The organism is Brachybacterium sp. HMSC06H03, from assembly GCF_001807385.1.
Lineage (GTDB): Bacteria > Actinomycetota > Actinomycetes > Actinomycetales > Dermabacteraceae > Brachybacterium > Brachybacterium conglomeratum.
In genome coordinates this window covers 1-14,539 of record NZ_KV788883.1, presented here as the reverse complement: position 1 = coordinate 14,539, position 14,539 = coordinate 1, and the positions used below count along the sequence as shown (strand labels likewise).

Annotated in this window: 12 protein-coding genes; 4 read left to right on the top strand and 8 right to left on the bottom strand. The window is 73.1% G+C overall.

What is annotated here, in order from left to right; all coding sequences use genetic code 11:
* Window positions 1-68: 68 nt before the first annotated feature.
* The 3 genes from ettA to HMPREF3159_RS11825 form a co-directional block, all read right to left on the bottom strand.
* Window positions 69-1,751 (bottom strand): energy-dependent translational throttle protein EttA, encoded by a 1,683-nt coding sequence (gene ettA, locus HMPREF3159_RS11835; protein ID WP_070501189.1) that lies wholly within the window; start codon window positions 1,749-1,751, stop codon window positions 69-71.
* A gap of 163 nt (window positions 1,752-1,914) precedes the next feature.
* Window positions 1,915-2,607 (bottom strand): HAD family hydrolase, encoded by a 693-nt coding sequence (locus tag HMPREF3159_RS11830; RefSeq protein ID WP_070501188.1) that lies wholly within the window; start codon window positions 2,605-2,607, stop codon window positions 1,915-1,917.
* A complete protein-coding gene (locus tag HMPREF3159_RS11825; protein WP_070501187.1) occupies window positions 2,604-3,743 on the bottom strand; it encodes a YlbL family protein in 1,140 nt (379 codons plus the stop codon). The genes HMPREF3159_RS11830 and HMPREF3159_RS11825 overlap by 4 nt, the downstream gene beginning before the upstream one ends.
* Before the next feature lie 83 nt (window positions 3,744-3,826).
* On the opposite strand from HMPREF3159_RS11825, the gene HMPREF3159_RS11820 reads away from it, so the two are divergent.
* Both HMPREF3159_RS11820 and HMPREF3159_RS11815 read left to right on the top strand, forming a co-directional pair.
* Window positions 3,827-5,443: a zinc-dependent metalloprotease gene (locus HMPREF3159_RS11820; RefSeq protein WP_141748199.1), complete on the top strand. Its 1,617-nt coding sequence runs from the start codon at window positions 3,827-3,829 to the stop codon at window positions 5,441-5,443.
* 64 nt (window positions 5,444-5,507) lie between these two features.
* Window positions 5,508-6,125 (top strand): NUDIX hydrolase, encoded by a 618-nt coding sequence (locus tag HMPREF3159_RS11815; protein ID WP_246821626.1) that lies wholly within the window; start codon window positions 5,508-5,510, stop codon window positions 6,123-6,125.
* Window positions 6,126-6,203: 78 nt separating this feature from the next.
* Here the strand turns inward: HMPREF3159_RS11815 and HMPREF3159_RS11810 are convergent, their stop codons facing one another.
* Window positions 6,204-6,794, bottom strand: coding sequence for a M48 metallopeptidase family protein (locus HMPREF3159_RS11810; RefSeq protein ID WP_070501185.1), 591 nt, complete (start codon window positions 6,792-6,794; stop codon window positions 6,204-6,206).
* A gap of 553 nt (window positions 6,795-7,347) precedes the next feature.
* On the opposite strand from HMPREF3159_RS11810, the gene HMPREF3159_RS17170 reads away from it, so the two are divergent.
* Window positions 7,348-7,506 (top strand): DUF5679 domain-containing protein, encoded by a 159-nt coding sequence (locus tag HMPREF3159_RS17170; protein WP_010551122.1) that lies wholly within the window; start codon window positions 7,348-7,350, stop codon window positions 7,504-7,506.
* Window positions 7,507-7,655: 149 nt separating this feature from the next.
* Here HMPREF3159_RS17170 and HMPREF3159_RS11805 read toward each other — a convergent pair whose 3' ends face one another.
* The 3 genes from HMPREF3159_RS11805 to nudC form a co-directional block, all read right to left on the bottom strand.
* Complete coding sequence (locus tag HMPREF3159_RS11805) at window positions 7,656-7,955, bottom strand: WhiB family transcriptional regulator (RefSeq protein WP_050815754.1); 300 nt, start codon at window positions 7,953-7,955, stop codon at window positions 7,656-7,658.
* Window positions 7,956-8,276: 321 nt separating this feature from the next.
* On the bottom strand, window positions 8,277-10,406 hold the full coding sequence (locus HMPREF3159_RS11800; protein WP_070501184.1) for an ATP-dependent DNA helicase UvrD2: 2,130 nt from the start codon (window positions 10,404-10,406) through the stop codon (window positions 8,277-8,279).
* Window positions 10,407-10,678: 272 nt separating this feature from the next.
* The gene (nudC, locus tag HMPREF3159_RS11795) at window positions 10,679-11,596 is read right to left on the bottom strand and encodes an NAD(+) diphosphatase (RefSeq protein WP_070501183.1); all 918 of its coding nucleotides are present in this window, start codon (window positions 11,594-11,596) and stop codon (window positions 10,679-10,681) included.
* A 49-nt stretch (window positions 11,597-11,645) separates the two neighbouring features.
* On the opposite strand from nudC, the gene HMPREF3159_RS11790 reads away from it, so the two are divergent.
* Window positions 11,646-12,638 carry a phosphotransferase gene (locus HMPREF3159_RS11790; protein ID WP_070501182.1) on the top strand — a complete coding sequence of 331 codons (993 nt, stop codon included), beginning with the start codon at window positions 11,646-11,648 and terminating at the stop codon, window positions 12,636-12,638.
* 87 nt (window positions 12,639-12,725) lie between these two features.
* Here the strand turns inward: HMPREF3159_RS11790 and HMPREF3159_RS11785 are convergent.
* Window positions 12,726-14,539, bottom strand: a 1,814-nt coding sequence (locus tag HMPREF3159_RS11785) for a 3'-5' exonuclease (RefSeq protein WP_210388874.1), incomplete at its 5' end; no start/stop codon positions are given.

The following is a 14,539-nucleotide window of genomic DNA, read 5'->3' as shown; positions in this document are numbered from 1 at the left end:
GAAGGGGCCGATCACCGCGAGGTGATCGGCCCCTTCCGTCGGCTGGACCGGTGCTCCCGGCCCGGACCTCAGTCGCGAGTCAGGCGGCGGTAGGTCACGCGGTGCGGGCGCGCGGCCTCCTCGCCCAGGCGGGCGACCTTGTTCTGCTGGTAGGACTCGAAGTTGCCCTCGAACCAGTACCAGTTCGCCGGGTTCTCCTCGGTGCCCTCGAAGGCGAGGATGTGGGTCGCCACGCGGTCCAGGAACCAGCGGTCGTGGGAGACGACCACGGCGCAGCCCGGGAACTCCAGCAGCGCGTTCTCGAGCGAGCCGAGGGTCTGAACGTCCAGGTCGTTCGTCGGCTCGTCCAGGAGCAGCACGTTGCCGCCCTGCTTGAGGGTGAGCGCGAGGTTCAGGCGGTTGCGCTCGCCGCCGGAGAGCACGCCGGCCTTCTTCTGCTGGTCCGGGCCCTTGAAGCCGAACTGGCTGACGTAGGCGCGCGAGGGGATCTCGACCTTGCCGACCTGGATGAAGTCGAGCCCGTCGGAGACGACCTCCCAGAGGTTCTTCTCCGGGTCGATGTTCTCGCGGTTCTGGTCGACGTAGCTGATCTTGACGCTCTGGCCGATCTTCAGCTCGCCGCCGTCGAGCTCCTCGAGGCCCACGATGGTCTTGAACAGGGTGGTCTTGCCGACGCCGTTGGGACCGATGACGCCCACGATGCCGTTCGGCGGCAGGGAGAAGGACAGCCCGTCGATGAGCAGACGGTCCCCGAAGCCCTTCTTCAGGTCCTTGCCGTCGATCACCTGGTTGCCCAGCCGCGGGCCCGGCGGGATGGTGATCTCCTCGAAGTCGAGCTTGCGGGTCTTCTCGGCCTCCGCGGCCATCTCCTCGTAGCGGGCAAGACGCGCCTTGGACTTCGCCTGACGGCCCTTGGCGTTGGAGCGGACCCATTCCAGCTCCTCCTTGAGGCGCCTGGCGAGCTTCTGGTCCTTCTTGCCCTGGACCTGGAGGCGCTCCTCCTTCTTCTGCAGATAGGTGGAGTAATTGCCCTCGTAGGGGTAGAGGTGGCCGCGGTCGACCTCGGCGATCCACTCGGCGACGTGGTCGAGGAAGTAGCGGTCGTGGGTGACGGCGATGACGGCGCCCTCGTACTGCTGGAGGTGCTGCTCGAGCCAGAGCACGCTCTCGGCGTCGAGGTGGTTGGTGGGCTCGTCCAGCAGCAGCAGGTCGGGCTTCTCCAGCAGCAGCTTGCACAGCGCCACCCGGCGGCGCTCGCCGCCGGAGAGGTGGGTGACGGGCTCGTCGCCGGGCGGGCAGCGCAGCGCGTCCATCGCCTGCTCGAGCTGCGAGTCGAGGTCCCAGCCGTTCTGGGCGTCGATCTCGGTCTGGAGCTTGCCCATCTCCTCCATCAGCGCGTCGAAGTCCGCGTCGGGCTCGGCCATCTCCTCGCCGATGGCGTTGAAGCGCTGGACCTTCTTGAACAGCTCGCCCATGCCCTCCTGGACGTTCTCCAGGACGGTCTTGGACTCGTCCAGCGGCGGCTCCTGGAGCAGGATGCCGACGCTGTAGCCGGGGCTGAGGCGCGCCTCGCCGTTGGAGGGCTGGTCCAGGCCGGCCATGATCTTCAGGATCGTCGACTTGCCGGCGCCGTTGGGGCCGACCATGCCGATCTTCGCGCCCGGGTAGAAGCTCATGGAGACGTCATCGAGGATGACCTTGTCGCCCACGGCCTTGCGGGCCTTGTACATCGTGTAGATGAACTCTGCCAATGTGGTGTCCTTGTCGGAGAGCGGTCGGAGTGCTGGTCTCTCACCGGCGCGCCGCAGGGCGGTGCCGCACGGGAGTCGTCGCGATGACCGACTCTACCCCGCCCGCCCTCGGCGCGACCCGCCCGGGCCCGGCTCGGGCCGGCCAGATGGAGGTCGAACCGGCTCAGTCCGTCGGGACGCCGCGCTCGGCGAGCACCCGCCGGGCGATGCTCACGCCGGGCTCGGCGCCCTCGGGGTGCGGATCGCCGTTGCGGGGCCAGAGATGCGCGTCGATGCCGAGCGCCCGTGCGGCCTCGACGTTCTCCGCGCGGTCGTCGAAGAAGATCACCGCCGAGGGGAGCCGCACTCCCCCGGTCTCGTGCGCCAGCACGTCGAGCAGGACCTCGTAGATCTCGCGCTCGGGCTTCACGGTGCGCTCCTCGGCGGAGATCACCGCGAGGGTGAAGGCCTCGAACCAGTCGGCCTTCCGCACCGTCTCGCCGAAGGCGGCCGAGGCGTTGGACAGCAGCGCCATCCGCACGTCGTTGCGGGCGAGGTCGTGCAGCAGCGCGCGGGAGTCGGGCTCCAGGCGCAGGAAGTAGCGGTTGTCGGCGTCCTGCAGCTCGTCGATCTCCGCAGCGGTGAGCTCCTCCACGCCGGCGGCGCGGGCGACCGCGCCCCAGTACTCGGCAGGGCTGGTGCGGCCGGCGTCGTAGTCACCGCGCTCGGCCCACAGCGCCTCGCCGACGGCCTCGACGTCTCCGCCGAGCAGCGCGTGGATGTCGGGGACCGGGTCGTGGCCGGCGCTCAGCACGCCACCGAAGTCGAAGACGACGGTGGGGCGCTGCGGGGCGCGTCGGCGGTTCTTCTTGCTCATGGGGTCACGTCCTCACAGGTGGGGAGTCCTTCGACGGTGCCGGTCTCGGCGATGGTGGTCGTCGCCTCGAGGGCCTCCTCGAAGGTGCCGACGGCGACGACCTCGAGCCCGTCGGGCTCGTAGCCGACGACCTCCTCGCAGTTCGCGGAGGGGGCCAGGAAGAACTCGGCGTCGGACTCCTCCGCGCCGACCATCTTCTGGCGGATACCGCCGATCGAGCCGACGGTGCCGTCCTCGGCGATGGTGCCGGTCCCGGCGATGGCGTGCCCGCCGGTGAGGGCCCCCTCGGTCAGCTCGTCGTAGACGGACAGGGAGAAGATCAGCCCCGCGCTCGGGCCGCCGACGTCGCCGACGGCGATGTCGATGTCGAGCGGGAACTCGTGGCCCTCGGCGAGGACCACCCCCATCCGCGGCGTGCCGTCGACGAGCTCGGTGGGGACCTGGACGTCCTTCTCCTCGCCGTCGCGGCGCACGGTCATCTCCACGTCCTCGCCCTCGGGCACGGCGGCGATGAGGTCGCGATAGCCCTGCACGTCGCCGGCGGTCTGCCCGCCGACGGAGACGATCACGTCGCCGCCCTCGAGGGTGCCGGCCGCGGCGCCGTCCTCCTGGACGCCCGCAATCATCACGACGTCGCGGTACTCGATGTCGAGCTCGTCCAGGGCGACCGCCACGGCGTCCTGCTGGGAGGTGCTCATCGCGGCGGTGTTGGTCAGGGTGGTCTGCTCGCGCGTCTGCCCGTCGGGGAAGACCGCCTCGCGCGGCAGCACCATCTTGGAGCGGTCGAACCAGGCGGCGACGACCTCGACGGGGGTGACCCGGTAGCCGGGCCCGCCGTCGACGGAGACCGTGGTCATCATGAGCGAGCCCTCGGTGGGGTGGGTCTCGGCGCCGTCGATGACGAGGATCTCCTCGTCCTCCCACTCGCCGAGCACGTCGATGGCGGGGCCGGGCCGCTCGATGACATAGGGCACGGGGAGCAGGGAGCCGCCGAGGATCATCGCGCACAGCAGCACGAGCATCGTCAGGGCGAGCCGGGGCCGGGCGAGCTGCGCGTCGTCGATCGCGCGCGCGGCCGCCGCGCGCACCCCGCGGCGGCGGGCAGGGGGCGTGGGGGCGTCGGTCACCCGGCCCATTGTGCCGCACCGGGCGGGACGGTCAGCGCGCTGCCGGGGTGCGGTCGGTACCCTGGGGACCCCACGGACCGCAGGAGGTGGCCATGAGCGATGCCCCGATCCCGGGTGGACCCGGTGACATGGACGAGGAGGCGCTGAAGCGCTTCCTGAAGGAGACCTTCGGGGACGCGCTCCCCGAGGGAGCGCTGGACGGGCTGGACCTCTCCGCCCTGGCGCAGCAGGCGAACCTCCCCCAGGACCCCGCGCAGCTGCGTGCGGCCGCCGCCCAGATGCAGCACCTCTTCGCCGCCCAGGGCGACAGCCCCGTGAACTGGCAGATGGCGGAGGACCTCGCGCGTCGCACCGCCGCCGGCCAGGTGACCCTGCCGGGCGTCGAGACGCCGTCCGGCACGCCGGGCGATCCGAGCCCGTCGGCCGAGCAGGTCGCCGAGCTGCGCCAGGCGGCGCAGGTGGCGCGGCTGTGGCTGGACCCGGTGCTCGCGATCGACGTGCCGTCCGCGGAGCTGCAGGTCTACGGTCGCGGCACCTGGCTCGCGCGCACCCTGCCGCGCTGGAAGCCGATCGTGGAGCCGGTCGCGAAGTACATGGCCGGCGCCATCGGCGAGGCGATCAGCGCGCAGATGGGGCAGATGGGCGATCTCGGCGCCATGGGCGCGGCCGGGATGCAGATGCCCGGCGGCGGCGATCCGGCCGGGATGATGGAGCGCATCGGCGGGACGATGTTCGGCGTCCAGTTCGGCCACGCGATCGGGGCGCTGGCCCGGGAGATCTCCGGCACCACGGACCTGGGACTGCCGCTCGGCCGCGACGGCGAGCCGGCGCTGGTCGCCGCGAACGTCGAGGACCTGATCTCCGCGCACTCCCTCGACCCGGCGGCGACGCGGATCTTCCTCGCCTCACGCGAGATCGCGCACACAGCGCTCTTCACTGCCGCCCCGTGGCTGGGTCGCGCCCTGTTCTCCGCGATCGAGGACTACTCCCGCGGGATCACCCTGGATCTCGATGCGCTCGACGAGATGGTGCGGGGCCTGGACCTCTCGGACCCGCAGTCGATGCAGGCGCGCCGGCCCGAGGAGATGTTCGTCTTCACGCGCCGCGCCTCGCAGGAGCGGGCCCTCGAGGAGCTCGCGACCACCCTGGCCTTGATCGAGGCGTGGGTCGACCACGTCACCACCAAGGCGCTGACCGGCAAGCTGCCGGACCTGGAGGCGCTGCGCGAGGTGCTGCGCCGCCGCCGCGCGGCCGGCAGCCCGGCGGAGCAGATGCTCTCGAAGACCATCGGCATCGAGATGCGTCCGCGCCGCGTGCGCGAGGCGCTGTCCTGGTGGGAGTCCGTGCTGGCCACCGAGGGCGAGTCCGGCCGCGAGGCGAAGTGGGACCACCCCGACCTGCTGCCCACGGCGGAGGTGCTCTCGGGCACGCCGCAGGCGCCGAGGAGCGATGCCGCCGCCCCGGCCGAGGGCACGGAGGAGCTCGCCGACGTCACCATCCCCGTCGACTTCGACGCGGAGCTCGAGAAGCTGCTGTCGGGCGAGGGCGTGGACGACGCGCCCCGCGAGGACGAGCAGGGCCGGCTGCGCGAGGACGGCGAGGGCCCGGGCGATGGGGAGTCCACCGACGACGGCGGTTCGGACAGCGGCGACTCCGACGGGTCCGGCACCGACCAGGACGGGAACGGCCCGGCGGGCGATGCCCGCTGAGGTGGACGACGGCACCGCGGACACCTCGCCGGTGGCGGACGGGGCTCCTGCCGCCGAGCCGCCCGTGAGCGCTCCGACGTCGTCGGCCGCGCCCGAGCCGGCGTCGGCAGAGCTCGCCCTCGCGCTCGAGGCCGCGGCCTCGACGCCCGACCTCGCCCGGGAGTTCCTCGACCTGCTGACGGGCGTGCCGCGCGCCCTGTACCGCGACGGCGGGCCGCGCCATCTCACCGCGAGCGCGATCGTGACCGATGCGCCGGGCGAGCACGTGGCGCTCGTCTGGCATCTCAAGGGCCGCTTCTGGGTGCAGCCCGGCGGTCATCTCGAGGACGGCGAGACGAGCCTCGAGCAGGCGGCGCGGCGCGAGGTCGCCGAGGAGATCGGTCTGTCGGGCCTGGAGCGCATCGGCGAGGGCCCGGCCATGCTCCACCGTCACGGGCTGGACGCCGCCTTCGGCCGCTGCCAGGAGCACTGGGACGTGCAGTACCTGCTGCGTGCCCCGCGCCCGGCGGCCGAGATGCCGCTCAGGGCGAGCGAGGAGTCGGGGGACGTGCAGTGGTTCCCCTGGCCCTCCCGCGCCCGTCGGCCCGGCACGGCGGCGGGGCTGCTGCCGGAGGGCGTGGTCCCGGACCTGCCCGCCGCGCTGGATGCCCTCGCGGAGCGCTTCGCGACGCTGCTGCGCTGAGCTCCAGCGTCGAGCGGTCCGGCGCCGTCCTGTGCTCGACGGCGTCCGCGCGCGCAGCACGGCCCGCCCCGGCCGCGCTCAGGACTCCCCGGCGGTCTCCTCGACGTCGTCGCCGTCCAGCGGCGGCATGTTCTTCGCCCAGGAGACCCCGTCGAGGAATCCCTGCGCCTTCTCCGCCTGCGGGTAGGCCGCCATCAGGGCCTTGAACTCGGGCCCGTGGCCGGGCACGAGCAGGTGCACCAGCTCGTGCATCATCACCGAGCGCACCACGTAGTCCGGCATGCCCTGCAGATGGTGCGAGAGCCGGATCGTGCCGTCGGCCGGGGTGCACGAGCCCCAGCGGGTGTTCTGGCGTGTGGACCACGTCACCGATGCGGGGTGGGCCCGGCCACCGAGATGCGCCTCACTGACCTCGCGCGCCATCCTCATCAGCTCTGCATCGCTGCGCCTCGCGGGGGTGCTGCGCGCCTCCCGCGCGACCATCTGGTCGACCATCTTCCGTGCCCAGTCCCGCTCCTGGCGGGCGCTGAAGGAGGCGGGGATCGCGACCACGATGTCGCCGTCGCGCCTCGTGATGGACACGGTGCGGCGCCGGCGGGCGCTGCGCCGCACGAGCACCCGCTCGCCGCGGGGCCCGCTCAGCTGCTCATGGTGGACCAGATCATTCATGGGACAAGCCTGGCACGCTCGGTCGGCGAAGTTTTTTCGTCCACAGCTGTGCACTGCGAAGGGGCCGGTCAGAGCGTCGTGACCGGGGACGATGACGATTCCTCCACAGTGTTCACACCGGGTGGGGCCGGCTGTCCACAGGTTGGGGGCCGGTTGTCCACAGTCGGTCCCCGGTCCGTCTTTGACCCGCCCGGTCCGCAGGGGCTAGGTTTCCCTGCACGTAGGACCCCGGGATAACTAGCAGGACGCACACGGGGAAGGTGCGCGTGGTGCTGAGCGCCCCCGGGGTCCTACGGCCCAGGTCGGCCTCACGCTGCCGTCGGGCCGCCGATATCGGCTCGTCGTGCGCACTTCCTCGGCTCCCCCGGAGCCCCCAGCCTCCCGAAGCGCACGACGGGCCGGTCAGATCGGATCACTCCTCTTCTGCGCCGCGCCGCGGCCGTTCCTGATTCGTGCGCATCTGCGCCCCCGGCTACAGTGGTCCGGTCCCGGTCCGCGGCGAGAGTCGTGCGCCGGTGAATGTTCATCACTCACGAACCCACGAGGAGCGGATATGGCCGACGAGACCTATGCCGGAGAGTTCTACTGCGTCAAGTGCCGCGAGAAGCGGGAGGCCGAGGGCAACGTCGTCGTCTCCAACGGTCGTCGCATGGCCAAGGCCGTGTGCCCGGAGTGCGGCACCAAGCTGAATCGGATCCTCGGCAAGGCCTGATCGACGTACTGCGAGGCACGAGCGGTAGGAGATCAGGCAGCAAACACTCCTGATCGACGTACTGCGAGGCTCTGCCTCCACAGACCGCGAAGGGCGGGGCACCAGCGGTGCCCCGCCCTTCGTCGTACCCTCGCCCGTCGCGGGCGCGCTCATGCCGCGTCGGCGTCGGGGAGCGGGTTCTTCCGCGGGCGGCCGCGGCCGCGCTTGACGGCGATGATGCGCCCGTCCTGGAAGATCGCGCCTCCCCAGACGCCCCAGGGCTCGCCCCGGTCCAGAGCGCCCTGGCGGCACTCCTGGATCAGGGGGCAGTCGGCGCACAGGAGCTTGGCCTGCTCGAGGTCGGCGGGGCGCTCGGAGAAGAAGAGGTCGGCCGCGTCCGCGTCGTGGCACGGCAGCATGTCTGCGGAGGCGTCCGCAGGGTTCAGGAAAGTGGTCAGTAGAGAAGTCATCGTCTCGCTGCTTCGACGTCGTCGGGAAGGACGGCCCCGGGAGGGGCGGGAGGGGGCGGCGCCGGTGCCGCCCCGTGCAGCGAGGGTGGACCTCGTCAGCTCAGGCGGAGCACCGCGGGGACATAGCCCCGTTCGCGCGGCAGAAGAGCGGGCGCGCCGAGGGGGCGCAGGCCAGCTCCTGCCAGATTCCTGAGAACGATCACGAGACCCACCCCCTTTCTGTGCGCGTGCCCCGGCTTCCCGGCTCACGACCCGAACGATTGACGTGGACGACTCTACACCCGTCCCGGCGAATGCAGAAGTATTTTTTGACCTGCGGTTTCAGTCCTTCTCGGAGGGTCCGGCGAGGATCTGCAGCAGCGCGGCGCCGTACGAGGAGACCTTCGCGGGGCCGATCCCTGGCACGGCCAGCAGCTCCTCCTCGGTGCGGGGCGCACGCTCGGCGACGGCCTCGAGGGCGGCATCGGTGAGCACGGCGTAGGCGGGGACGCCGCGCCGACCGGACTCCTCGCGCCGCCAGCTGCGCAGCTCGGCGAGCAGCTCGGGCCCGGCGGTGGAGGGGCAGCCGTCATGGCGGCCGCGCCGCTGCTCGGCGGCGGAGACGAGGCCCTGCCCGCACACCCGGCACTCGGAGTAGACGGTCGCGGAGCGTCGGCCGGTGCGGCGCGGTCCGGGGCCGGGCGCGGTGCGCGGGGAGTCGGGGTGGGCGAGCACCCCGTCGAGGAAGCGGGAGGGCTTGCGGGAGCCGCGGGCGCCGGGGGTGCGGGCCGCGGCCCAGCTGACGGTGAGCAGGTCGCGGGCGCGGGTGAGGGCGACGTAGAAGAGTCGTCGCTCCTCCTCGACCTCGGCCGGGGTCTTGGCCATGGAGATCGGCAGCAGCCCGTCGCTCGCGCCGACCACGAACACGACCGGCCACTCCAGGCCCTTGGCGGCGTGGACGGAGGCGAGGGTGACGCCGTCGACGACGGGCGCGGCCTGCGACTCGGCCCGCTCCTCGAGCTCGCGGACCACGTCGGCCATGGTCGCGCCGGGCCGTGCGGTGATGGTGTCGGTGAGGCCGACGAGGGCGTTCAGCGAGTCCCAGCGGTCGCGGATCGCGCCGGTGGTCTCCGGGGCCTGCTCGGACCAGCCCTGCTGGGAGAGGACGTCGCGGACGGCGCGGGCCGGGTCGAGCTGCTCGACGCGGGTCGCGGCGCGCAGGGACACCATCGCGCGCCGCACCTCCTGCCGTTCGAAGAAGCGGTCCCCGCCGCGCACCAGGTAGCCGATGCCGCGGGCGGTGAGCGCCTGCTCGAACGCCTCGGACTGGCTGTTGGTGCGGAACAGGATCGTGATCTCGGAGGCGGTGCGGCCCTCGGCGATCAGCGCGCCGATGCGGTCGGCGATCCCGTCGGCCTCGGCGGCGTCGTCGGGGAAGGACTCCACCAGCGGCGGCGGCCCGGCATCGCGCTGGGAGACGAGGGTGAGACGACCGGCGCGGGTGCGGCCCTGCGCGCCGTCGAGGACGGTGTTGGCCATGCGCACGATCTCGGGGGTGGAGCGGTAGTTGCGCTCGAGGCGGATGGTGCGGGCGCGCTTGAACTCGCTGCGGAAGTCCAGGAGGTAGGAGGCGCGGGCGCCGGCGAAGGTGTAGATGGTCTGGGCGGCGTCGCCCACCACGCACAGGTCGTCGGAGGTGCCCAGCCACAGCCGCAGCAGCGCGTGCTGCAGGGCGGAGACGTCCTGGTACTCGTCGACGACGAAGTGCTTGTACTGGGCGCGGACCTCGCGGGCGACGTCGCCGCGCTCGGTGAGGAAGCCGACCATGTGCAGCAGCACGTCCTCGAAGTCGATGACGTTGTGCTCCTTCTTCACCTCCTCGTACTGGGTGAGGATGCGGGAGATGGAGCGGGAGTCGAAGCCGGCCACGCCCGGGCGGCGCGTCTGCGCGGCCGCGTCGGGATAGGACTCGGGGGTCAGCATCGACACCCGTGACCACTCGACCTCGGCGACGATGTCGCGCAGCGCCGCCCTGTCCACGCTGAGGTGCAGGCGGGAGCAGGCCTCGCCCACCCCGGCGTACTTGCTGGCGATGATGTCGGGCATCGGCCCGCCGACGACGCGGGGCCAGAAGTGGCGCAGCTGGCGCAGCGCGGCGGAGTGGAAGGTGCGGGCCTGCACGGCGGGCACTCCGAGGTCCCGCAGGCGCGAGCGCATCTCGGCGGCGGCCTTCGCGGTGAAGGTGACGGCGAGGACGTGGCGGGGGTTCAGCTGACCGGTGCTGACGCCGTACGCGATGCGGTGGGTGATCGCGCGGGTCTTCCCGGTGCCGGCGCCGGCGAGCACGCACAGCGGCGTGCCGAAGCTGCCCGCCACCTCGCGCTGCTCGGGATCGAGCGCGGCGAGGAGCGACTCCGCATCTGGCGAGGCGGAGCGGGCGGTGGCGTCGGGGTCGGCGGTCTGGTCGGTCATCGCCCTCCATCCTGCCAGGGCGGTGCGACCCTCCACGGGGTGCTGTGGACGGCGGGTGCCTCACACCTCGCCAGGGCGTCGGGACACGAGCGGCCAGGGCAGTCTCGGCCGGGCACCTCACGGGTGATGGCGCGTGGCGTACCTCTACGCCCATATAGGCGTAGAGGTACGCCACGCGCCATCGACTGACCATTGCCCTCGCCGACGTCGGGCCGAGGGCAGCACAGGTCGATCAGGACCCCGCAGGTCGAGCCGGGTCCGGCGAGCGCCGCTCAGGCCTCGGCGGAGCGGCCGTACCAGTCGTCGATCAGGGCGCGGCCCATCGAGGCGGGGCCGGGCAGCTCGATCTCGTCGGCCGCGAGAGCGGCGGCGAGCTCCTCGCGGCTGAACCAGCGCGCCTCGGCGATCTCCTCGTCCTGGAGGGTGAGCTCGCCTGCCTCCGGCGCCCAGGCGCGGTAGCCGAGCATGAGCGAGCGGGGGAAGGGCCAGGGCTGGCTGCCCATGTACTCGACCTCGGTGACGGTCACGCCCACCTCCTCGGCGACCTCCCGGGCGACGGCGTTCTCGAGGCTCTCGCCGGGCTCGACGAAGCCTGCGAGCACCGAGTGGAAGCGGCCGCGGAAGTGGGCGTTGCGGGCCAGCAGCAGGCGGTCCCGGCCGTCCCGCACGGCCATGATCACTGCAGGGTCGGTGCGGGGGAACTGCTCGACGCCGTCCTCGCGGCAGCGCAGCACCCAGCCGGCCATCTCGGGCTCGAGCAGCCCGCCGCACAGCGGGCAGTGCCGCATCGAGCGGTGCCAGGCACCCATCGCGACCGCGGCCGCGGCGAGGTCGGCATCCGCATCGGCCAGCCGGTCCGCGACGCGCCGGAGGTCGCGCAGATCGCGGCCGGGGTCGTCGAGCTCGGGGCTCGGCTCGGGGATCTCCACGGCGAGCACCCGCACGCCGTCCCGTCGGCCCAGCAGCACCAGCGGCTGGGTGGTGCCGCCGCGAGGGTCCGCGGTCTCCAGCACGGCGTGCAGCGTGCCGTCCTCGTCCTCGGAGAGCGCGACCGCCCCGGCGCGCGTGACGAGATAGCGGGCGTCCTCGCCGGGGGCGAGCACTCCGTCCTCGCCGCGCAGCAGCGCATCGCGGTCGGAGCCCAGGAGGGTCAGGGGCGTGCTGAGATGCGGTCCACGGAGCGTCGGCATGACCTCGAGCCTAACCGGCGCGCGGGGTCGGGACGGGTACGGTGGACGCGTGCATCGCAACTCCTACTCCATGGCTGCCCTCGCCGCGGCGGCGGTCCCCGGGCTGGCCCCGGTGCGGACCTCCTCCATCGCCACCCCGGTCGAGGATCTCGACGTCGCCGGAGTGGTCGCGGAGGACGGCCGCCGAGTGCTGGTCCACTCCCCCGCCACCACGGCCGCCGGGATCCATCTCGAGCGCGACCTGCGCGTCGCCGATGCCCTCACCGGGACCCCGCTGAAGGCCGTGATCCCGCCCGTGCTCGGCTACGTCAAGCTCCCCGAGGGCGGGCGCAGCGCGGTGACCGAGGTCCCCGTCGGCCGGCCGCTCATGCTCGACGACCTCCAGGACAGCGAGGAGCTCGCCCGCTCTCTCGGCCAGGTCCTCGCCCGGATCCACACCGTGCCGCGCTACGCGGCGGAGTCCGCAGGGGTGGAGTCCTTCACCCCGGAGGTGCTGCACGCCCGCCACCGTGCCCGGATCGACAAGGTCCACGCCGCCGGGCACCTGCCCGCCGCGGTCGCGCAGCGGTGGGACGCGCTGCTAACCGATCAGGAGCTGTGGGACTTCACGCCCCAGTTCATCCACGGGGACCTGTCCGAGGAGAGCCTGTTCGTCTCGGGCCGGCGCCTCAGCGCCGTGCGGGACTGGTCCTCCTCGATCGTCGGCGATCCCGCGGCGGATCTGGCCTGGCTGATCTCCTCGCTGGACCCGGAGCGGTTCGACGCCCTGTACGCCGCGTACCGCGAGGAGCTGCCCACCTCGAGCCATCCCCGGCTGATGGAGCGGGCGCAGGCGCTGGGCGAGTTCGCGGTCGCGGAGTGGCTCGAGCACGGCCTGGAGATCGAGGACGAGGACATCGTCGCCGACGCCCGCGGCATGATCGCCGATCTCGACGCGGACCTCGCCCAGATCGCGCGCGAGGAGGCCGAGCGCACCTACGACGAGATGAACGCGCACGAGGACGGCGGGCGGTCCGCCGACAGCGCCCGCTCCGAGGCCTGAGCGAGACCCAGCTCCCTCACCGACATCGGTCGTCCGGGAAGGCCCCGGCCGGCATGAGCCCGCGGCGGACTCGGCCTTCCGGCCGCGTCACTCCCCCGCCAGCATCTCCGCGATCCGTTCGCGGGAGGGGTGCTCGGTGACCTCGTGGGTGATCCCGTCGGCCACGAAGTGGAAGGCCGTGCGGATGTTCCGGAGCGGCAGACCGGTCCGCTCGTGCCAGGCCAGGCGGTAGAGCGAGAGCTGCAGCGAGCGTTCGCGCAGCTGGGAGGGGCGGGGCATGCGGCCCGTCTTCCAGTCCACGATGATCACCCCGCCGGCGCCGTCGGGCCCTGCCGTGCCGTCGCCGCCCTCGGGGTCTGCGAAGACCGCGTCGATCACGCCGCGCACCCCGATCTCGCCGATCCGGGTGGTGACCGGCTGCTCGACCGCGAGGGGGCTGCGGTGCGCCCAGTCGGAGGCCTCGAAGGCCTCACGCAGAGCGCGAGCGTCGGCGAGGGCGCGCTCCTCCTCCGGGTCCTCGAGATCGGCGAGGTCCTCGAGGTCCAGCAGGGTCGCGCTGTCGAAGCGGTTCTCGAGCCAGGAGTGGAAGGCGGTGCCGCGCACGGCGGCCGGCGAGGGGCGGCGCGGCAGCGGGCGCAGCAGCTCGATCGCGGCGGCCTGCGGGCCGCGGGCCTGCGTCACCACCTGAGAGGCGGACAGTCGCGGCGGGGAGTGCACGGCAGGGGCGGCGGCGTGCTGGGCGAGGTCGGCGAGAGCGCGTCGCACGAGCTCCTCGAGCTCCGTGTCGGCGAGCGCGGGCGCCTCGATCACCGCGGCCGACGCGGGGACTGCCGGGTCGGATTCCGGAACTGGCTGCTCCTGCGCGACCTCGGCGAGGCGGGCGGCGGCGCGGGCGCGGGCCTGCTCGGCCTCGCCCGGGACGGGCGGCCAGGTGGCGGTGGGCCGCTCGGACTCCAGCGGGTTCTCCTCCGGCACCTCCTGCGCGGAGCGGAACCCCTCGGGTACCAGCGGCGCCGCCTCGGTGAGATAGCGGGAGCGGGGCCGCGGGGTGCGCACCCCCTCGCGCCAGGCGGCGGAGGTCAGCAGCAGGCGGCGCCTGGCGCGGGTGACGGCGACGTACATCAGGCGACGGTCCTCGGCCAGCGCCTCCTCGCCCTGCGCGAAGCGGTACTCCTGGATGATCCCCTCGGCGTCGACCTGGGTGTCGGCCTCGGCCCAGGCGAGCTCGGGCAGGGTGTCCGCATCGCCGCGCAGGGCGGTGGGGACGGAGGCTCCGGCGAGCTTGCCGAGCCAGCCGTCGCCGGGCACGCGCACCCGCCCGGTCTCGTCGGCCTTGGCGCGGCGCAGGTCGTAGGAGGGGACGGAGCCCTCGGTGAGCCCGGCGACGGCGACCAGGTCCCACTCCAGGCCCTTGGCGGAGTGCATGGTCACGATGGTCACGGCGGCGGGGTCGTGGGCCTGCTCGGGCGCGGCGGTGACGGAGAGCCCGGCCTCCTCGTCCTCGCTGATCTCGAGCAGGTCGAGATAGGCGCCGAGACCGCCGCGGCGGGCGGTGCGCTCGAAGGAGGCGGCGTGGTCGCGGAACGCCTCGAGGTCGGCGAGCGCGCCGGAGCCCGGTGCGGTCTCCAGCAGCGCGAGGTCCACCTCGAGCACCCGGATCGCGGCGGTGACCAGGTCCGGCAGGGGCAGCGGGAGCAGGCGCCGCATCTCGCGCAGCATCTGCTGGAGGTGCAGCAGCCGCTCCCGGCCGACGGGGGTGAGGGCGCGGCCTGAGGGGTCGGTCCAGTCCGCCGGCGGCAGGTCGTCGACCGCGTCGACGAGGGAGACCTCCTCGGCCTCGTCCCGGGCGCCGACGGCCCCGGCCTCGCCCGCGCCGGCCCGTCGGCGGGAGCCCATCCGGT

Coding starts and splice junctions, on each gene's coding strand:
- HMPREF3159_RS11830 (WP_070501188.1), bottom strand. CDS start 2,607: ATGAGCAAGAAGAACCGCCGACGCGCCCCGCAGCGCCCCACCGTCGTC.
- HMPREF3159_RS11825 (WP_070501187.1), bottom strand. CDS start 3,743: ATGGGCCGGGTGACCGACGCCCCCACGCCCCCTGCCCGCCGCCGCGGG.
- HMPREF3159_RS11820 (WP_141748199.1), top strand. CDS start 3,827: ATGAGCGATGCCCCGATCCCGGGTGGACCCGGTGACATGGACGAGGAG.
- HMPREF3159_RS11810 (WP_070501185.1), bottom strand. CDS start 6,794: ATGAATGATCTGGTCCACCATGAGCAGCTGAGCGGGCCCCGCGGCGAG.
- HMPREF3159_RS17170 (WP_010551122.1), top strand. CDS start 7,348: ATGGCCGACGAGACCTATGCCGGAGAGTTCTACTGCGTCAAGTGCCGC.
- HMPREF3159_RS11805 (WP_050815754.1), bottom strand. CDS start 7,955: ATGACTTCTCTACTGACCACTTTCCTGAACCCTGCGGACGCCTCCGCA.
- HMPREF3159_RS11800 (WP_070501184.1), bottom strand. CDS start 10,406: ATGACCGACCAGACCGCCGACCCCGACGCCACCGCCCGCTCCGCCTCG.
- nudC (WP_070501183.1), bottom strand. CDS start 11,596: ATGCCGACGCTCCGTGGACCGCATCTCAGCACGCCCCTGACCCTCCTG.